This is a genomic window from Paracoccus sp. (in: a-proteobacteria), assembly GCF_035556475.1.
Lineage (GTDB): Bacteria > Pseudomonadota > Alphaproteobacteria > Rhodobacterales > Rhodobacteraceae > Paracoccus.
In genome coordinates, this window is the sequence record NZ_DATMFA010000118.1 from 1 (window position 1) to 19,096 (window position 19,096).

At 62.6% G+C, this 19,096-nt stretch carries 16 protein-coding genes; 6 read left to right on the forward strand and 10 right to left on the reverse strand.

Translation table 11 applies throughout. From position 1 onward, the window contains the following. Positions 1 to 452: 452 nt before the first annotated feature. Complete coding sequence (locus VNQ78_RS17175; RefSeq protein ID WP_325692046.1) at positions 453 to 2,156, forward strand: Hint domain-containing protein; 1,704 nt, start codon at positions 453 to 455, stop codon at positions 2,154 to 2,156. Between the two features lie 50 nt (positions 2,157 to 2,206). Here VNQ78_RS17175 and VNQ78_RS17180 read toward each other — a convergent pair whose 3' ends face one another. Continuing rightward, positions 2,207 to 3,010 (reverse strand): hypothetical protein, encoded by an 804-nt coding sequence (locus VNQ78_RS17180; RefSeq protein WP_325692048.1) that lies wholly within the window; start codon positions 3,008 to 3,010, stop codon positions 2,207 to 2,209. A gap of 273 nt (positions 3,011 to 3,283) precedes the next feature. On the opposite strand from VNQ78_RS17180, the gene VNQ78_RS17185 reads away from it, so the two are divergent. Both VNQ78_RS17185 and VNQ78_RS17190 read left to right on the forward strand, forming a co-directional pair. Then, on the forward strand, positions 3,284 to 4,306 hold the full coding sequence (locus VNQ78_RS17185) for a linear amide C-N hydrolase (protein ID WP_325692050.1): 1,023 nt from the start codon (positions 3,284 to 3,286) through the stop codon (positions 4,304 to 4,306). Positions 4,307 to 4,384: 78 nt separating this feature from the next. Continuing rightward, the gene (locus VNQ78_RS17190; RefSeq protein ID WP_325692052.1) at positions 4,385 to 5,728 is read left to right on the forward strand and encodes an esterase-like activity of phytase family protein; all 1,344 of its coding nucleotides are present in this window, start codon (positions 4,385 to 4,387) and stop codon (positions 5,726 to 5,728) included. Between the two features lie 55 nt (positions 5,729 to 5,783). Here the strand turns inward: VNQ78_RS17190 and VNQ78_RS17195 are convergent, their stop codons facing one another. Together VNQ78_RS17195 and VNQ78_RS17200 are read right to left on the reverse strand one after the other, a co-directional pair. After that, complete coding sequence (locus VNQ78_RS17195; RefSeq protein WP_325692054.1) at positions 5,784 to 5,966, reverse strand: hypothetical protein; 183 nt, start codon at positions 5,964 to 5,966, stop codon at positions 5,784 to 5,786. Between the two features lie 207 nt (positions 5,967 to 6,173). Then, a complete protein-coding gene (locus VNQ78_RS17200; protein ID WP_325692056.1) occupies positions 6,174 to 6,464 on the reverse strand; it encodes a hypothetical protein in 291 nt (96 codons plus the stop codon). 264 nt (positions 6,465 to 6,728) lie between these two features. On the opposite strand from VNQ78_RS17200, the gene VNQ78_RS17205 reads away from it, so the two are divergent. Next, positions 6,729 to 7,724 carry a siderophore-interacting protein gene (locus tag VNQ78_RS17205; RefSeq protein WP_325692058.1) on the forward strand — a complete coding sequence of 332 codons (996 nt, stop codon included), beginning with the start codon at positions 6,729 to 6,731 and terminating at the stop codon, positions 7,722 to 7,724. Here the strand turns inward: VNQ78_RS17205 and VNQ78_RS17210 are convergent. The 3 genes from VNQ78_RS17210 to VNQ78_RS17220 form a co-directional block, all read right to left on the reverse strand. Then, positions 7,703 to 9,403 (reverse strand): ABC transporter ATP-binding protein, encoded by a 1,701-nt coding sequence (locus VNQ78_RS17210; protein ID WP_325692060.1) that lies wholly within the window; start codon positions 9,401 to 9,403, stop codon positions 7,703 to 7,705. The two genes, VNQ78_RS17205 and VNQ78_RS17210, sit on opposite strands and share 22 nt — an antisense overlap. Positions 9,404 to 10,126: 723 nt before the next feature. Then, complete coding sequence (locus tag VNQ78_RS17215; RefSeq protein ID WP_325692062.1) at positions 10,127 to 11,227, reverse strand: ParB/RepB/Spo0J family partition protein; 1,101 nt, start codon at positions 11,225 to 11,227, stop codon at positions 10,127 to 10,129. Further along, the gene (locus tag VNQ78_RS17220) at positions 11,220 to 12,611 is read right to left on the reverse strand and encodes an AAA family ATPase (RefSeq protein ID WP_325692064.1); all 1,392 of its coding nucleotides are present in this window, start codon (positions 12,609 to 12,611) and stop codon (positions 11,220 to 11,222) included. Before VNQ78_RS17220 ends, VNQ78_RS17215 begins: the two co-directional genes overlap by 8 nt. 555 nt (positions 12,612 to 13,166) lie before the next feature. Between VNQ78_RS17220 and VNQ78_RS17225 the strand changes: the two genes are divergently transcribed. Next, positions 13,167 to 14,423, forward strand: coding sequence for a replication initiation protein (locus VNQ78_RS17225; RefSeq protein ID WP_325692066.1), 1,257 nt, complete (start codon positions 13,167 to 13,169; stop codon positions 14,421 to 14,423). Positions 14,424 to 14,427: 4 nt separating this feature from the next. Here VNQ78_RS17225 and epmA read toward each other — a convergent pair whose 3' ends face one another. Then, positions 14,428 to 15,474 carry an EF-P lysine aminoacylase EpmA gene (gene epmA, locus VNQ78_RS17230; RefSeq protein WP_325692067.1) on the reverse strand — a complete coding sequence of 349 codons (1,047 nt, stop codon included), beginning with the start codon at positions 15,472 to 15,474 and terminating at the stop codon, positions 14,428 to 14,430. A 135-nt stretch (positions 15,475 to 15,609) separates the two neighbouring features. On the opposite strand from epmA, the gene efp reads away from it, so the two are divergent. After that, positions 15,610 to 16,176, forward strand: coding sequence for an elongation factor P (gene efp, locus VNQ78_RS17235; RefSeq protein ID WP_325692069.1), 567 nt, complete (start codon positions 15,610 to 15,612; stop codon positions 16,174 to 16,176). A gap of 204 nt (positions 16,177 to 16,380) precedes the next feature. Here efp and VNQ78_RS17240 read toward each other — a convergent pair whose 3' ends face one another. From VNQ78_RS17240 to VNQ78_RS17250, 3 genes are all read right to left on the reverse strand, one after another. Further along, positions 16,381 to 17,343: an ABC transporter substrate-binding protein gene (locus VNQ78_RS17240; RefSeq protein WP_325692071.1), complete on the reverse strand. Its 963-nt coding sequence runs from the start codon at positions 17,341 to 17,343 to the stop codon at positions 16,381 to 16,383. Between the two features lie 19 nt (positions 17,344 to 17,362). Further along, the gene (locus tag VNQ78_RS17245; RefSeq protein WP_325692073.1) at positions 17,363 to 18,334 is read right to left on the reverse strand and encodes an ABC transporter permease; all 972 of its coding nucleotides are present in this window, start codon (positions 18,332 to 18,334) and stop codon (positions 17,363 to 17,365) included. Then, the coding region (locus VNQ78_RS17250; RefSeq protein WP_325692075.1) for an ATP-binding cassette domain-containing protein at positions 18,331 to 19,096 on the reverse strand (766 nt) is incomplete at its 5' end. The genes VNQ78_RS17245 and VNQ78_RS17250, both read right to left, overlap by 4 nt.

The window sequence follows — 19,096 nt, forward strand, 5'->3', positions numbered from 1 at the left end:
GCCGTGGCTCTTGGGAAAGAAGGGCCTTAGCCGCTCCATCTGCGCCTCGCTCAGCCAGAAAAAATTGCCCATCGGTCAGTTCTCCTTGCGGAGCCTGAAACACGCCAAAGGCACGAAATCAATGGGTCTGGAGCCTAGCGCGGAACGCCAGTCCCGAGCCTTCTACAATGACCGCGCGAGAGCCAAAGCTCGGTGCGGTTTATAAGCAATGCGAACTTAATTGCGTTCCAGCGGCTGATTAACGGTTGCGTCTCTCGGCGACTCGTGTTGGCATCGGCACCGTGATCGCCAGTAAAGATTTTCCCGTTATCTTTACCTCCCCACTATTTCCACATCCCTATTCTGACCGTTGAGGTTCGGACCAATTTCCCGGCGCATAGCCACCGGACTGGATGGCTGTTGCCCAAGCGGCACCGGACCCCGCGACGGTCGCATGAGCCTGGAGATACAGAATGGCTACGTTCACCGTTTCTACCGAATCCGTTGCAACCGGAACGATCCAGCAGGAAAACGGCAATCATGTCGTCTCTGTCGACACCCTCCCCATCGATGACTTTCTGGTGGGCCTCGGCCTCGACCCAAGCAATGCTGTCCTGAATATCACCATCGACGACAGCTATATCGTCACCGACGAGGATCTGGACGGCGATGGCGTCAACGATTCATATGTCCCGACCAATACGCCGCTTTCCGCCATGGTGATCGATGTCTATGGCGATGGCAGTCTGGTCTATACGCTCTCGCCGCAGAATCCCAATCAGAACCAGTTGCAGACCGACAACCAGGTCAGCGGCAATATCAGCCAGTTCAATGGCAATTATACGATCCTCGACTCCGACGGCAATGAGGTGGGCACCCTCGGTGGCAACATCTACCTCTCCAGCGACGGTGACTTTGTTGACGGCCAGAACAAGGTCGTGAATCCCCAGGACAATGGGGGCTTTGTCGTCGACGATCTCGCCGTGTGCTATCTGCACGGGACCCGGATCATGACCTCGCGCGGCGAGGTGCGGATCGAGGAACTGCGCGAGGGCGACCTGGTCGTCTGCCGGTTTGGGGGTCTTCGCCCGGTGCGCTGGATCGGCCGTCAGACCCTGTCGGGACTGCGCGCCCGCGGTCAGGAAGCGATCCGCTTTGCCGCCGGTTCGATCGGAGAAAACCTCCCGCGCGAGCCGCTGCTGGTTTCGCCCGGCCATTCGATGCTGATCGGCGAGACACTGGTTCTGGCAAGCGCGCTTGTCAACGGGATCACCATCACGCGCGAGAAAGCCCGGTTGAAATGGGAATATTACCAAATCGACCTTGGCGTGCATGATCTGGTCCTGGCCGAGGGCACCTGGTCCGAGAGCTTTGCCGACTGCCGCGATTTCCGCGAGCGTTTCAACAATGCCGATGAATATCATGCGCTCCATCCGAACGAGGTGGCGCCGGAGACACCCCTGCTATGTGCCCCGCGTCCCGCCGGCGGCGCGGCATTCCACGCGGCCCTCGCACATACCGCCCGCCGTGCGGTTTCAGCGCGCAGGCCCTTGGGGAGGGGCAAGCTTGAGGGCAGGATTGAAGGGTTTGCCGCCCCGAGCCATGTTACCGGCTGGGCGATGGACGCAGATCATCCCGGCCAACCTCTGATGCTGGACATCCTGCTGGACGGCGAGGTCATCGGCACCGCGCTGGCCTGCATTCCCCGCAAGGGCAAGGGCCATCAGGGCCGCATGGGCTTCGTGTTCAGCGGAGACAGGGTATTGTCGGTCGCGGAGCTTCAGCGCCTTGTCGTGCGTCGCCCCGAGGATGGCCAGATGCTTGCACCCGCGGCCTGCGCCAAACCGGGGCCGATGCATGGTCATGTCGACCTGATCGAGGCCACCGGACGGATCGAGGGCTGGGCGCGCGACAAGTCCAATCCCGGCCATCCGGTCCTGCTTGAGGTCGTACTTGGCAGCGAGGTTCTCGGCACCGTCCTCGCCTGCCTGCCCCGCCCCGACCTTGCCAAGGTCGAATTTGGCGATGCTGCCTTTCTTTTCGAGGCCGGCCGCGCGCTCTCTGCCGACGAGATGTCGTTGATCCAGCTGCGCCGAGCCAGCGATGGTGCCGTCCTGAGGCGCTCCTTGGCAACCCGCATGATCGACGGCCCCGCTGGCCGGACCGAGGCCGCCTAGCATTGCCGAGGCTCCGGTGCGCGGTTGAACGGCCGCGCACCGGGCCACCGCTAGAACCGCCAGGTCGCGCCGATGACGGGGCCGCGCAACTGCGTGTCGAAGACATGGCCGTCGTCGCTATAGTCCACATCCAGCACCTTGTATCCGGCCGAAAGCGAGGCACGGTCGGTGACGATCCAGTTCACCGTGGCCAGCAGTGACCAGGTCTTATCGGAGCCGACGCCGAAACCTCCGATGTCACCCTGCGCCTGGAAGGACCATTCGTCATTGATCGGGACAAATATCCGCGCCCCGACAATGGGATCGAACCAATCGAAACTTTCCTCGAACTCGACCGAACGACCCGCCGCCGAGACATTCAGCCGGTTCGAGATATTCCAGTATCTTGCCCCCGCCAGCGCATCGACCGTGATCCCGTTGGCGTCGTGGAAGCGGTATCCGCCCTGAAGGGTGGCGCTGAACTGCTTGCTGTCCAGCTCTCCCTTGACGGTCAGCCCGGCAGGCACGCCCGGGAGTGCCGGCAGCGGCCCCGTTGTGCGGCTGTTCGTCGTGTCCACGAACATGATGTCCCCGGAGATGATCCAATTCCCCTGCCTGCCCCAAAGGTTGATGAACCCCGCCATGTTCAGGCTGTCCATGATGTCCGAGAATGACTTCTCGACCGAAACTTCCGGGCCACGCTGGAACGGCGAGACATCGCCCTTCAAGGCGGCGGCCCAGATATAGGGCGTGACCTGGATGACCCAGTCGGATCGTTCCGATGTCGCGAGTTGCGGATCAATCCCCTCGACGGGGTCGGCCATCGCCATCGCGGGAGAGACGACAAGCAGGGTGACGAGCGTGATGGATCTCACAGGTATTCCCCTTTTGACGGCAGCGTCTGAAGCCAGTGGAATATAAATATCGGACGCAGGCAACCACCGGAAACAGGGATGCCGCGACATCGGCACCACTATCCGATTGCGTTCCCCATTCGCGTGACCGATGCTTCAACCGACTTATCCCCTCCGGGCTGGCGAACCAGAATTTGCCCGCAGCTTCCTGTCACCAAAAATCCGTAAACTGGCGAGAGAAATGACATGATTTTCCATCACCGTCCCCTTCGAGCCGCCCTGACCTGTGCAACCATGATCGCCGGCATCCTGACCGCCGGCATCGCCGATGCCTGCACCCGGTTCGTCTATCACGGGATCAACGACCAGATCATTACCGCGCGTTCCATGGACTGGAAGACGGATACCGGCACCAATCTCTGGGTTCTGCCCCGCGGCATGAAGCGGGACGGAAAGGCCGGGCCGAATTCGATCGAATGGACCGCGAAATATGGCAGCGTCGTCGCCTCGGCCTATGACGTCTCGACGACGGACGGTATGAACGAGGCGGGGCTTGTGACCAACCTGCTCTGGCTGGTGGAATCCGAATACCCGCATTTCGATGGCACGGGCAAACCGGGACTGACCATCGCCGCCTGGGCGCAATATGTGCTCGACAATTTCGCCACCGTGGCCGAGGCGGTCGAGGCGCTGGAAAGCGAGCCCTTCGTTGTCGTCACGGATAACGTGCCCGGCGAGGAGCGCCTGACGACCCTGCACCTGTCGATTTCGGATTCGACCGGCGACAGCGCGATCGTGGAATATATCGGCGGCAAGCAGGTGATCCATCACAGCCGCGACTATCAGGTGATGACGAACTCGCCCATCTTCGAGGAGCAGCTTGCGCTGGAATCCTATTGGCGCCAGATCGGCGGAACGGTGATGCTGCCGGGCACCAACCGCGCCTCGGACCGCTTTGCCCGCGCCTCGTTCTATGTGAACGCAATCCCCAAGACCGAGGATGCGGTGGAAACACTGGCCAGCGTCTTTGGCGTGATCCGCAATACCTCGGTGCCTTTCGGCCTGACCACGCCCGACCAGCCGAACATCTCGTCGACGCGCTGGCGCACGGTCGCGGATCACAAGCGCATGCTCTATTTCTTCGAATCCGCGCTGACGCCCAACACCTTCTGGGTGGACCTGAAAGAGTTCGATTTCAGCCCGGAGACCGGAAAGGTGCTGAAGCTCGACCTTGGGCCGCAGCAGTCGCATATCTATTCCGGCGTCGCGAATGGCGACTTCGTGGAATCCGAACCCTTCGAGTTCCTCGGGTTGTAACGGATTTGCCATCCAGCGGCTGCATGACTGTCATCTGGCCCGACTAGCAGAGGGCGATCGAACTGACAGGAGAAGTTCATGCGCCCGACCATTGCCCTGCTGGCCTGCGCCCTTGCCACGCCGGTTGCCGCCGAGGAGGTATTTCCGGCCAAATTGGCCGGTCACGCCATGCTGCCCGCCTTCACCTTGGTGACCCCGCCCGAGGACGCGCCCCGCGACCTCTGGGTATCGGGCAAGTTCACCGGCAAGACCCGCAACGACGCGCCGATGAGCGTCGAGGGCGATGTGGGCAAGGCCTATGGCAACCACAAGACCGGCATCTCGCTGCCCTTCCTTGGCCAGCCCGTGCAGGGTATGTCGGGATTTGCGATGAACCGCGCCGAGGATGGCAGCTGGTTCACGCTGACCGACAATGGCTTCGGCACCAAGATCAACAGCCCCGACGCGATGCTGTTCTTCCACCGGATGCAGCCCGACTTCGAAAGCGGCAAGGTCAGCCGGCTCGAAACCGTCTTCCTGCGCGATCCCGACCGCAAGGTTCCCTTCCGCATCGCCAACGAGGCGACCGAGGGTCGCTATCTGACCGGCGCGGATTTCGACCCCGAGAGCATCCAGTATCTGAACGACGAAATCTGGATCGGCGATGAATTCGGCCCCTATATCCTGCGCGTGGCGCGGGACGGGCGCATCCTCTCGGTCCACCAGACCATGCTGGATGGCGCGGTGCTGAACGGACCGGATACCGCCGGCACTGTCGTTCCGGCGCTGCCCGGCAAGGATTTCCGCGTCCAGCGTTCCGGCGGATACGAGGGCATGGCGCTGCAACCGGGCAGCGATCTGCTGTGGGCGATGCTGGAAAAGCCGATCCTTGCCGAGAATGGCGAGCCGGAGGGCAACTTCCTGCGTGTAATCACATTCGATACCGGCAAGGCGGACTGGACCGGTGAAAGCTATCGCTTCCGGCTGTCCGACGGGGCAACGGCAATCGGCGATTTCAATTTCATCGACGAAACCCGGGCGCTGGTGATCGAGCGCGACAATGGCGAGGGCGATGCGGCCCGGGCCTGCGCCGAGGGCGCGACCGAGCTTGGCGACTGTTATCCGATGCCCGCCAAGGTCAAGAACATCGTCCTGGTCGATACCGCCCAGACAGATGCCGAAGGTTTCCTCGGCCGCATCGGACATGTCAGCCTGCTCGATATTGCCGATCCCGATGGCAAGGCTCTTGCCGGGACGAAACCGGCCGAGGGGAATTTCACCTTCCCGTTCTTCACCATCGAAGACGTGGCGCGGGTGGATGACAGCCACATCATCGTCGCGAATGACAACAACCTGCCCTATTCCGGCGGGCGCGAGATCGGCCGGGCCGCAGATAACGAGTTCATCCTGCTCTCGGTGCCGGAACTGCTTTCGGCCAGATAGCATTGTTGAGAAAGAGGCTGGGGCCGGACACGTCCCCAGCCGCGAGGGTCAGGGATCAGGCGGAGCGGCGCTGAGGGCGGGAGCCTTCGCCTAGAAACTGAAAGATCGCGCATACGCCGATCACACCGATGCCCGCGCAGACATAGAGCCCGAATGCCTGGACAGCGCCCATGCCGGAGAGCAGGCCGAGAATGGCGGTCGGCGCTGCGATTGCCACGGAGAGCATCAGCGAGGGCATCCTGGGCGTTCCTGCCTTTCCACCGGGCGTCCCTTCCATGCAAGCCCGGTCAGTTTCGGTCCATCCAATCGACAAACAACAAATCAGACAATTAGTTCCGCCTTTCTTACCAGAGAGGCATGGATTTCTGACCATTTGAATGAACGAACCAGACGTATCGGACTTTAGTGGTGGAAGCCGCGGAGGCGAGTCAACTCTGACCTTCCGTCACCCAGGTGGCAGTTCGCCTGATGCGGGAAGGCCCGCGGCAAATGCCGGCTCGACCTGCAGGCAGATGTCGATGCTGTCGCGCAGCGCCCTGGCGACCACGGGATTGAGGGCGAGATCGACCGGAAACCCGGCATTGTCCACCAGCCGAAAGACGATGCCCGCCGCACCGATGTCGATGATGCTGAATGATATCGGCACGACCTCGGCCCCGGCCCCCCTTTCCGGGTCAGGCAGGGGCACACCGGTCAGCATGGCGCGCTTGGCAGCCTCGATCTCTTCTCTGGTCATGGATCTATCCTGTGGACCATCCGGCGGAACGGCGGGGGCATTGTCTGGCAGTCTGCATAGCCGAGGATATGCGCCACAGTCACTTCACAGATCGGGCATATCCGGCATTCGTCTGACGTGAGATTATCGCATCACGCTGATGGAACGGCCAGCCCGATCGGCGGCCCGTAGTGGCCGGGCGGCGCAAATCCGCGCAGCAAAGTTACAATTGCCGAGGCTTTCGCTTGGGTATATGGTCGCCGGGATTTCAATGGAAGGCCTCGCATGTTTCCCATTCGCCCGCATCGCAGCACCGGAACCCTCAACTCAGCCTCCGGTGTCGCATCGGCATTGCTGCGCGCCCGCGCCGCGGAATGGGAGGTCGACCTGATCGAGACGCCGGAAAGCCTGACCATGCATGTCTGGGGCAGCGAACTGTGCCTGGTGCCCGAGGAAGGGCTGGTGCGGATCGAGTTGCGCGCCCCCGAACAGCGCCTGATCGGTGTCTTGCAGGACAGCGCGACCGAACTTTTCGAGAGCCACGGCATGGCGATCACCTGGGACAGCGTTGACGAAGGTGCGCTCGCGCCCGGCCTCGCGCTGATGCAGGTGGTATCGGTGACCCAGCGCACGCCCGGCTTTATCCGCGTGCGCGTTGCCGGACCCGAGGCGCTGCGCTTTGGTCAGGGCAGCATGCATTTCCGCCTGCTTATCGCGCCGCAGGGCCGCGCCCCGGTCTGGCCCCGCATCGCCCCGAACGGACGCACCCGCTGGCCCGAGGGCGCGGATGCGCTGCATCGTCCGGTCTATACGGTTGCCGAGCAAGGCGGCGACTGGATCGACTTCGACATTTTCGCCCATGTCGGCAGCCCGACCTGCGACTGGGCGGCACGGACCCAGCCGGGCGAGGTCGTGGGCCTTGTCGGACCCGGGGGCGGCTGGTGTCCCGAGGCCGACGAATTGTTCCTTTTCGGCGATGAAACCGCGCTGCCCGCAATCACGCGGATGCTCGATCTGGCCCGGGGGCGCGTCAGGGCCTTCGTCAGCGCCCGGGAAGCCGATCTCGGGAAGTTGGCGGGGGATTCCAGGGTGGTGCGCAGCGGTGACCTGCTGGCCTCGCTCGCCGCGGCAGATCTGGATGCGGAGAAGGATCTGCAAGTCTGGTTCGCGGCCCATGCAAACCTGGCCCGTGACGCGCGCCGACAGCTTTTGGCGCGCGGTCTGAGCAAGCGGCAGTTCACGGCCGCCGCTTACTGGGGTCAGCCGGACAGCCGCGCGTAGACGCCGCCCTGTGCGATCAGCGGGCCATGCTGCCCGCTTTCGACGATGCGCCCCTCTTGCATGACGACGATGCGATCGGCGTGGCGGATGGTCCCCAGTCGATGCGCGATCACCAATGTCGTTCGCCCGACGGCGAGAGCGTCAAGCGCCGCCTGAATCTCGCGCTCGGTCTCGCTGTCGAGGGCCGAGGTCGCTTCGTCAAGGATCAGGATGGGCGGGTTCTTGAGGAAGGCGCGGGCGATCGCCACGCGCTGCTTCTGCCCGCCGGACAGCATCACCCCGCGTTCGCCGACGATCGTGTCGAGCCCCTCCGGCAGGCTCGCGATCATCGGGCCGAGCTGGGCCTGTTCGGCCGCCCGCATGATCTCGGCGTCAGAAGCCCCCAGCCTGCCATAGGCGATGTTCTCGCGCAGCGTGCCGCCGAACAGGAAGACATCCTGACTGACCAGGCCGATCTGGCGGCGCAAGCTGTTCAGCTTCATCTGGTCAAGCGGGATCCCGTCGACGACGATGCGCCCTGCCCCCGGCTCGTAGAAGCGCGGCAGCAGCGCGAGGAGCGTCGTCTTGCCCGCGCCGGAGGGGCCGACAAAGGCCACCGTCTCGCCGGCCGAGATGGTCAGGTCGATCCCGTTCAGGATCGGCCGCCCGCTGTCATAGCCGAAGCTGACATTCTCGAACCGGATGTCGCCCCTGAGCGCGGGAGCCTCAATCGCATCGGGCGCGTCGCGGATCTCGGGCTCGGTCGCCAGAAGTTCCTGATAGCGGCGGAAACCGGCGATGCCGCGCGGATAGGTTTCGATCACGGCGGCAATCTTCTCGAGCGGGCGGTAGAACACGCCGACGAGCACCAGAAACCCCACGAAGCCGCCGGTGCTGAGCGAGCCCTGCAGCACGAAGCCCGCCCCGGCGACCATGACGACCACCTGAACCAGACGCAGCCCCATATATTGCAGGGTCGTCACCGTGGCGATCACCCGATAGGCCTGCAGCTTGGTCCGGCGATAGTTTTCGTTGTCGACGGCAAAAAGCTCGCTCTCATGGGCCTCGTTGCCGAAGGCCTGCACCACGCGAACGCCACCCAGCGCCTCCTCCAGCCGGACGTTGAAGTCCCCTACACGGGAATAGATCGCGCGCCATGTCTGCGTCATCCGCCCGCCATAGACCACGATCAGCACCAGCATGGCAGGCACGATGACCGCCACGACCAGCGCGAGCGTCGGGTGGATCCAGAACATCAGGAGGAACGCGCCGACAAAGGTCATCAGGGCGATGACAGCATCCTCGGGTCCATGATGGGCGACTTCGCCGATCTCCTCGAGGTCGCGCGTGACGCGGGCGACCAGCTTGCCCGTCCGGGCACGGTCATACCAGCGCCAGGAGAGCCGCGTCAGATGATCAAAGGCGCGCGCCCGCATCTCGGTCTCGATATTGATCCCGAGCTTGTGGCCCCAATAGACGACGATCGCCATCAATCCGCTATTGACCACGTAAAGCGCGAGCAGACAGATAGCAGCGGCGACGGTCAGGCTCCAGTTGCCCTGTGGCAGCAGATGATCGATGAAGGCGGTGATCGCCAGCGGAAAGGCCAGCTCCAGCAGCCCGGACAGCACGGCACATCCGAAATCCAGCCAGAACAATCCCATCCACGGGCGGTAATAGGCGAAAAACTCCCTCAGCATTCTCAGTCCTTGTCATCCTCAGGCGTGAATGACGGCTGTGCCACCATCCTCGCATAGCAGGACCTGCATCGGCAGGCCACAGATCCGCACCAGCGCCGCGGGTCGTCAGACTACCGGGCATTCCTCGCAACGCGATCCGACAGCCCTTGAGCGCCACGACGCGAGCGTCGAGTGGGCAAACCCCCGTTCAGGACGACGATCGCGCTATGGCCCGCTCATGGCATATGCGGCGCATCAGTGAAAGCTCCTCCGGTTTTTGGGCAGGACGGAGGTGGCGCGCGGCGCTATGGCCGGCTTGAAGTGGCAGATGGTGTTGGGGGTCAGGGGGCCTTCTAGGTTCCGTGCTGTCACTCAGATGAGGATGGGGTCGTTCAGGAAAAGGAGATCAGATATTTAATTAATCCGCATAATAAATATGATTTGCGGTTAACATAGGAATTCTGATCGACGTCCCCAGAATGCATATGCCCGCACGCACATGACATATTGCGTTCAGCCGGGGCGACCGCCTCCCGTTCTGCCGGTCCCCCTTCGGCTTTGCCATGAAGCGTCAGATAAGGATTCAGGCGTAGAAGGGCGCAGGGAGTGAGACCCGCCACCCTGCTACCGCAGCGCGGATGGGAGTTTGCCCTAACTTGTCAGCATCGCCGATCCGACTAAGCCTTCATTCAGCCATTTTCTCAGGTCAGACGCCTACCCGCTGGCGTGGCGGTCATCCCGTATTCAGGTACCTTTGGTCAACGCGATCTCGATAGCCTGCATCGCCAATTCGATCAGATCGTCAGTTATCTGCACACCTTCAATACGAATGAAATGTCCGACGCCGTCGCTGTCATGGCGCAGCCTTGCCCCGTCAGGTAGGTATTTGACCCGCCCCGGCAAGGATCGGTCAGCAGTGCGCCGCGGCCGACCGCCGCGACTGGGATCGCGCGGAACGCTTTCGGTTTGTTGCAGCACCGGCTCAAGCAGCGACCACTCGCCCTCTCCATCAGTAGGCGCCGAGGCCGCCAACACGCGCCGCACATCATCTGTCAGCCCCGCGCGCAAGGCAGCGGCGAGCCGTAGCCCCTGTCGTTCGGACAATGCCTGTGGAAACGTCAACAGATCGCCCAACTCCTCGTGGATCAGTGCAAATGAACGAAGCTTCGAACGTTTCGCCTTCGACCCTGACGAAAACAGCTGATCGATCGCATCCTCGACACTCTCGAACGCGCCATTATCCGCGGCGACCACGGCCACCCTGCCCCGCTCATATTGGCTGAGATCCGAGCGGATCTCGTTCTCCTCGACCATCGCCACGAAGGCCTCGGCCGAGCCCTGCGGATTGCGCACCAGCGCCCGGATGGTCGCAAATTGCGGATTGCCGGTCTCGCCATGCAATGCCTTGACCGCCGAAAGCCGCCTGAACCCTGAAATGAGTCCGTAGATCTTGCCGTCCTGAGGAACCGCAAGCTCGAACAGTTCGATAGGCAGCCGCAAACCGTGGCTCAGAATGGACGCTTTCAGCTCGGCCATTTCTTCGGGATCGAGCGTCATCCGGTCGCGTATCATCTGGTCGGCGATAATCTCGGAAAGCGGCACGTCGCGGGCAAGGAGGCCGCGGGCCTCGGCATCGCGAAACCGCTCTGCGTCCTTCCGATTACGCGCGGCTTCGGCACGCTCTTCGGTGGAATGAACCTGCGCCAATGCCGCGGCCTCTGCGGCGACTGTCGCGATCGGCACGGACATCCCGAGAGGGTCGCGACGGGTTTCGCGCGCGAAACCATCCTCGATTTCCTTCAGCTGTTCTCGGGTGGGAGCTTCGAGTTGCCTGCGCTTAGCCATGTTTCGCCTCCTTCTCGTTCATTGCCATGTCCCGCCACCAGGAACCTATCAGGATCTCCTTCACCTCTGCATAGGTCCGATCGAAGGTTTCGCGTCCGCGAACATAGGTTTCACGGTTGAAGTCCCGATAGTCGGCCTCGTAGATCCCGTTCACCTGCTCGCCTGCCTGGCCCACCAGAGCAGTGAAATCCTGCCGGTAGGTTGTCATGAAATCGCCGAAATAGGCCTGGATGACGTTGGCGAGATTCGTCTGCTGGGCGGCATCGAAGCGCGTGATGATTGCCCTGACCACATCCCATTCGAACTTCATCTCCGGCAATCCTTGACGTCGCCGGACCGAGTTCTCGCCGTCCTCGATACTGGCGAAAGTAGAGTAGAGCATGTCGAAGAACCGCCCGGTGGAATCAAACTCCAGGAAGGAGGCTCCAAGCGGGACCAGTAAGATATCGGCCGCGGCAAGTGCGTTGATCGTCAGGTACCCAAGTGCAGGAGGAGTATCCAGCAGCACGACGTCATAATTATTCAGAATCTCCTCGCGCTCCAGAAAACCTGTCAGCGCATCCCAGAGCGGCCATCCCTTGAGGCCCATGCGCCAAACCGGGATCTGAAACTCGGCCCAGTAGAGGTTGAGTTGGGCGCCGATCAGATCGATATTCGGCCAATGGGTTCGCTGGATGACGTCGGAGGCCTTGACCTTCAGCGCCTCCGACAAGGTTTCGTCGAAGGGCAGGGGTGCCTCGCCCTGGGCCGCGCGAACCTCGTTCTCCGCCTCCAACGCAAGGGCGTAATCCTTGGCCAGCAAGGGAAATACGGTTTTCCATTCGTCCTCGACCTTGCCCCCCATGATCGACGTCATGGAGCCCTGGCTGTCGAGGTCGATGACCAGAACGCGATAGCCATCCAGCGCCGCCGACATGGCAAGATGCGCTGCGGTCGAGGTCTTCCCGACCCCTCCCTTGAAGTTCGCGACCGCGATGACCTTCGCTGGCAGACCTTCCGGCCGGAAGGGGCGGTATTCCTTGCTGCTCGCCCCTTCTTCGGCGAAATGGTTTCGCAGCTCGATCACCTCTTCAAGCGTGAACCATTTGGTCCCGCCTTCGCCGGCCCCTTGCGGCAGATCCGGGTTCTGCTTCAGCACGCGACGCAGATGCGCCGGCGCCACCGGAAGCAGGTACTTGCAGATCTCCCAGGTCGAGAATTTCCGCAGCCGCTTCGCTCCGTCCGGGGCATATCCTCGCTTGGCAAGATCGCTTCGCCCGCGCGCGGCAAAAGCTGCTGCTTTCGCGAATCGGGCGGTATCGATAGGCTCCCCAAGGCGGGCTGCAGCCTGTTCGGGATCGAGGCTGAAATAGGGTGGGGAAGATGTCTCGCTCTTTTTCGACATGATGCCTTTGCCTGCCTGATGTGCTTGGTTTTCCTGTCTGTGACGCCAACCATCGCACATGCGAGAAAGTAATGTAACCGGGTTATTCTATCTCTAAGGTTTCGCGGCGAAACCACCTCTTTCCACAAAATTAATCGGAACGGGCAGCACATAAGTTGAGAATCTTTAGAAAGCTTTAGAATCTTTTCGCTCTACAACAACCTGAATTTTCTTAGAAATATACCTTCTTGGAACCCAAATCCGGGATGTAAAGCACCTGATTTCGGGACGAAAGACCCCAGAATACGGTGGGAAGGGCACGGATTCGCGGTTTTCGGGACTCCTGGATACGGGAAAGACCGAAACCTGCGTAACCTTCGCACCTCAAGCTCCTGCGCAGCGCACCTACATCCCGTAAACGGGGCCCTCCCAACTGAACTGAACCCCAAGGGAACCCGTCTACAGGATAACGCGGGGCCGATATTCAGGCACCCGTTGAACGCTTGCCAGAAGGTTCCTTCTCTGCGACGATACTGAAGGAGAATCCGGAAAACGGGCGAATGGGCGGGAGATAGCATGGCAGAGCAAGTGATCAAGCTCAGCGGGGCCTTGCGGCGCGGATCGGTCAAGAAGAACGTGGCCGCGATCCATGTTTCGGGCAAGCTGACATTGCTGCAGCGCAAGCTGTCGAATGTCCTGCTGCTCAATGCCTATGACCACCTCATGTCACGCCCGAGCCATCGGATCGATGCCCGGACGCTCTGCACCATGATCGGCTACAACTCGAACGACATGGACACGCTCAAGCAGGCGCTGCGCAGCCTGGCCGAGACATTGGCCGAATGGGACATGCTCGATGACAAGGGACGGCAGGAATGGGGGGTTTCGGCGCTGCTGTCCTATGCGCGGCTGCGGGGGGGCGTTTGCGAATATGCCTATTCCCCGGCGCTGGCTGAAAAGCTGCATGACCCCAAGGTCTTTGCGCTGATCAACCTCAATATCCAAAGGCGCTTTTCCAGCGGCCATGCGCTGGCGCTTTACGAGAATTGCTATCGCTTCGTGCGGACAGGCAGCACGGGCTGGTGGCCGATCGATCTTTTCCGCCGGCTGATGGGGGTGGATGGCAGCGCCTATTACGAGAACTACAAGCATCTGAACGCCAAGATCATCAAGCCCGCTGTGGCCGAGGTGAACAAGAACTCGAACATCGTGATTGCGCCCGAAACCCGGAAAGAGGGCAGGGTGGTCGCGCAGATCCGGTTCCGTATCAAGGAGAACCCCCAGCTCGCCATGTTCGAGATCGACGATCAGGAGGGGGTGCGCAAGTCCGACACCTATGCCCGCCTGATCGGTCTGGGGGCGAGCGATCGTCTGGCGCGGCAATGGATCGCCGAACATGGCGAGGATCATGTCGGCCAGAAGCTCAATTATGTCGCCGGTCAGAAGGGCGTCGAAAGCCCGGTCCGCTACCTCTCCGCCGCATTGCGCGATGATTTCGGCGCGGTGCCGCCCCCCGATCCCGTGGACATTACCGCCCAGTGGCAAAGTGAGGAGGCCCGCCTCGAACGGGAGAGCCGCGAGCGCGCCGAGCGTGACGCCGTGGCCGAAGAGCGGCGTTGGCGCGTCGCCCGGCTGACCCGCGTGCGCGAGATTGCCGATGGCCGCAACCCGACCCAGCGGGACGCCGACAGGCGGATCTTCCTCTCGCGCCTCGATGATGAGTTGGACCGGACGGATTTCATCCGGCATGGCTGGAACTCTGCCCTGAACCTGCGTGCGATCCTCGGTTTCTGGGAGGACATGGTGCCGGGCATCTTCGACGACGTGGCCTGATCCTTCAGCCCGGAACCGGCGCCCAGATCACTTCCTCGACGCGCGGGGCGCCGGTTGCCAACATGACCAGCCGGTCGAAACCCAGCGCGCAGCCCGAGGATTGCGGCATCAGGGCAAGCGCCTCCAGCAGCTCCTCGTCCAGCGGATAGCGCTCGCCATAGACGCGCTCCTTCTCTTCCATCTCCAGCAGGAACCGGCGACGCTGCTCCGCAGGATCAGTCAACTCGCCAAAGCCGTTCGCCAGCTCGACGCCGCAGGCGTAAAGTTCGAACCGCTCCGCCTCGCTGGGGTTGTCCGCAGATCGGCGTGCAAGTGCGGCTTCCGCTGTTGGATACCGGTCCAGGATAAGGGGGCGGCCATGACCCAGATGAGGCTCGACCTTCTCGACGAGGATGCGGGACATGACGTCGGACCAATTGTCGTCCTCGGATGTTCGGATGCCCTTCGCCTCCGCCCGGGCGCGCAAGGCATCACGGTCGGTTTTGGTCCCGTCGCAAGTGCCGAGGAGGTCGATCCCGGCATATTCGCGAAAGGCTTCGGCGACGCTCACCACTTCAGGCTCGGCATAGGGGTCGCATTCGCTGCCCCGAAAGCGGAACTGTTCGGACCCGGCGGCTTCGGCGGCGAGGCGCAGGAAGGCGGCGCAGTCCCGAAAGAGCTCAGAATATTCCTCGCCCACGCGATACCATTCCAGCATGGTGAATTCGGGACTGTGGAGGCGCGTCCGCTCGCGATTGCGCCAGACATGGCCAAGCGAGAATATCCGCCGCTCGCCAGCCGCCAACAGCTTTTTCATCGCAAATTCGGGACTGGTGTGCAGATACCGGCGATGCGCGATGCCGTCATTGCCGATCATCTCGGTCGCAAAGCCATGCAAATGCGCCTCGTTTCCCGGGCTTCTGGCAAGGGCAGAGGGGTCCACCTCGATGAAGTCTTGCGACGCCAGCCAGTCCCGTATCGCGGCCTGTGTCCGGTTCCTTGCCAGCAGCAGGGGGCGGCGTCCGGAATGGCGGGAGGGATGCCACCAGGGGTTCGTCATGGTCGATTTCATCGGTGCAACTCCTGACTCGGCGGGAACTGCCGCTTGCGGCTGGCAATGCGGCGCGGAAAACGTTATGGGACCACATCTTTGCCGGCCTTCGCTTGCCGGCTTCCCGGTATCTGAAAAGCACGCAAGGAACCAGTCTTGAAAGTCATCGCTTCAAGCCTCCGCAAAGGCAATGTCGTCGAGATCGACGGCCGCCTTCATGTCGTCCTGACGGCGACGAACTTCCACCCCGGCAAGGGCACGCCGACGACGCAGGTTGACCTGCGCCGCATCTCGGACGGCAACAAGGTGTCGGAACGCTGGAAGACGACCGAGCAGGTCGAACGCGCCCATGTGGACGAGCGCGCCTACAACTTCCTGTATGAGGATGCCGAGGGTTTCCACTTCATGGAACCCGAAAGCTATGAGCAGGTCACGGTGTCCCCCGACGTCGTCGGTGACGACAAGGTGTTCCTCGAGGACGGCATCAGCGTCTTCCTGCAGGTCCATAACGGCGTCGCAATCGCGATCGAGCTGCCGCAGAAAGTCACCGTCGAAGTCACCGAGACCGAGCCGGTGGTGAAGGGCCAGACCGCCTCCTCCAGCTACAAGCCCGCGATCGCCCATAATGGCGTGCGGATCATGGTGCCGCCGCATATCGGGGTCGGAACCCGGGTGATCATCAACACCGCCGACCTCACCTATGTCGAACGGGCCAAGGCCTGAGATCAGAAGGGGGCGCTTCGGCGCCCTTTTTCATGTCGCGCCGCGAGCTTCTGCTGACGGTGATCCCTCGATAACCCCGGCCGGGGGAGGGGGCTTTCATCCCCGAACTTCCAGCACCGCAACGACCCCCGGAGACATCGCTTCGGGATCAAAAAAAAACCGCGCCGGAGACAATGCTCCGGCGCGATCTGTTCCCCTGACAGATCAGAACGGGCTGTCGGGATAATAGAACTGCTCGGCGTTCTCGGGCGTGATCAGCTGCGAGCCGATGATGAAGCGCCCCGTCATCGGCGCGTTCGACACGAAGCGCAGCGCCGTCATCTCGATCGCCGAGGAGATCAGCGCCGGCGGATATGTCACGTTCACCGGAAGCTGCTTGTCGCCATCCATGATGCGCTTGACGATTTCCTTCATGCCGGCGCCGCCGATCACCCACATCTCGTCGGTGCGGTTGGCGGCGGCAATCGCCTCCATCACGCCGATCGCCATGTCGTCATCGGCAGCCCAGACTGCGTCGATCTGCGGATATTTCGACAGGTAGTCCTGCATCACGGTGAATGCGTCGTCGCGGTTCCAGTTGCCGTGCTGCATGTCGAGGATCTCGACATCGGAGCCTTCCAGCGCCTTCTGGAAGGCGTCGACGCGCTCGTTGTCCAGCGTGGTCGGAATACCGCGCAGCACCACGATCTTTGAGCCGGGCTTCAGGTTGGCCTTGAAATACTCGCCCGCGACGCGGCCGAAGGCGGTGTTGTCGCCCGCGACGTAAAGATCCTCGATGCCTTCCTCGCTGAGGCCGCGGTCAACGACGGTGACGAATTTCCCGGCCTCCTTCACCGCTTTCACCGGGGCGGTCAGCGGCTCGGATTCGAAGGGCAGGACGACCAGCCCGTCGATATTGCGCGTGGCCATCATGTCCTCGATGTCGTTCACCTGCTTGGCGGCATCGCCCGCCGTCGCAAGGACGAATTCGAGGTTCGGATAGGCCTTGCCCAGCCGCGCGATGGTGTCCTGCGCGTGCCAGTTCAGCCCGCCCATGAAGCCATGCGTCGCCGACGGGATCGAGACGCCGATGATCTTCTTCTCGGCCTCCTGCGCGAAGGCCGCGCCCGCCGTCATGCCAAGGGTCGCGGCAAGGGCCGCGGCCTTCATCAGGTTTCTGCGTTTCATTTTCCTCTCCTCCCCAGGACTACCGCTCGTCGGCGGTGCTTTTCTCCCGCTGCAAGACGACAGCAAGAACGATGATGACCCCCTGTATGGCCCCGTTCAGATAGGGGCTGACCAGATCGGCCAGATTCAGGATATTGTCGATCAGCGACAGGATCAGGACACCGACCACGGTGCCCCAGACCCGGCCCGTGCCGCCCTTCAGCGCGGTGCCGCCGATGATGACGGCGGCGATTGCCTCAAGCTCCCACAGCACCCCGGTCGAGCCCGAGGCCGAGCCGAGGCGCGGGACGTAAAGCACCACCGCCAGCCCGACCAACAGGCCGAGCAGCACATAGGTCATCAGCTTCACCCGGTTCACGTCGATCGCCGAATAGCGCGCCACCCGCTCGTTCGAGCCGATGGCCTCGACATGGCGGCCGAAGCGGGACTGGCGCATCAGCCATTCGCCAAGGATCGCGACGATCGCGAAGGTGATGATCGGCCAGGTGATCCAGCCGATCCCGCCGTAATAGACCGGGCGGTAAAGCGTGCGCAGCCCCGAGGCGAGACTCAGCGTGCCGCCATCGGCCAGCCATGTCACCAGCGAGCGGAAGATACCCATCGTGCCCAGCGTGACGATAAAAGGCTCGATCCGGGCCTTGGTGACCAGCGCGCCGTTCAGATAGCCGGCGATCAGCCCGCCCAGCAGCGCCACGCCCATGCCAATCAGGATCGTGCCCCAATGTATTCCCAGCGCGGGCGCAATGGCGTTCATCGCCATGATCGTGACCCCGGCCAGAAACGCGGCCATCGAGCCGACGGACAGATCCAGCCCGCCCGCTGTGATCACAAATGTCATCCCGACCGCGATCATGCCGATGAAGGCAGATCGAGCCAGAACATTGGTGATGTTCGCGGGGGCGAGGAAGGCCGGGTTCAACAGCGCGCCCAGCACGACCAGCGCGATCAGGGCGACGATGGGGCCAAGCGTATGCAGGTCGGGACGTTTCATGCAGCCTCTTTGACGCCCATGGCAAGGCGAACGATGTTTTCCTCGGTCATCATCGGCCCGGCGAGTTCGCCGGCAACGCGGCCCTCGCGCATGACCAGCACGCGGTCGGACAGTCCGATGATCTCGCTCATCTCGCTGCTGATGACGATGATGCTGCGGCCTTCCTCGGCCAGCTTGCGGATGAAGGCATAGATCTGGCGCTTGGTGCCGACATCGATGCCGCGGGTTGGTTCGTCGATGATGATGATGCGCGGATCGGGCAGCATGGTCTTGGCCAGAAGCAGCTTTTGCTGGTTCCCGCCCGAAAGCTTGCCCGCCGGCATGTCGCGGCGCGGCGCGCGGATGTCGAAATCCTGCTTCGCCCGCTCATAGGCCGCGATCTCGGCCGCGTTGTCGATCCGCCAGCCGCCGAAGCGGTCGAGCGTCGCCAGCGTCAGGTTCTCGGTCAGGCCCTTCTCCAGCAGCAGCCCGGCTTCCTTCCGGTCCTCGGTCAGATAGGCAAGACCGGCCGCGAAGGCGTCCCGCAGGGTCGATAGCGTGACCGGGCGGCCGTCGATGCGAACCCCGGCCCGCGCCGGGCGCAGCCCGACAAGCCCCTCGGCGAGTTCCGTCCGGCCCGAGCCGACCAGACCGGCGATCCCCAGCACCTCGCCCTTGCAGAGCGTCAGGTTCACCCCATGCACCTCGCCCGGCACGGTCAGGTCCGAGACCTCCAGCGCCGGTTCGTGGCCGGGATTGCCCTTCGGCGGGTAGAAATCCTCC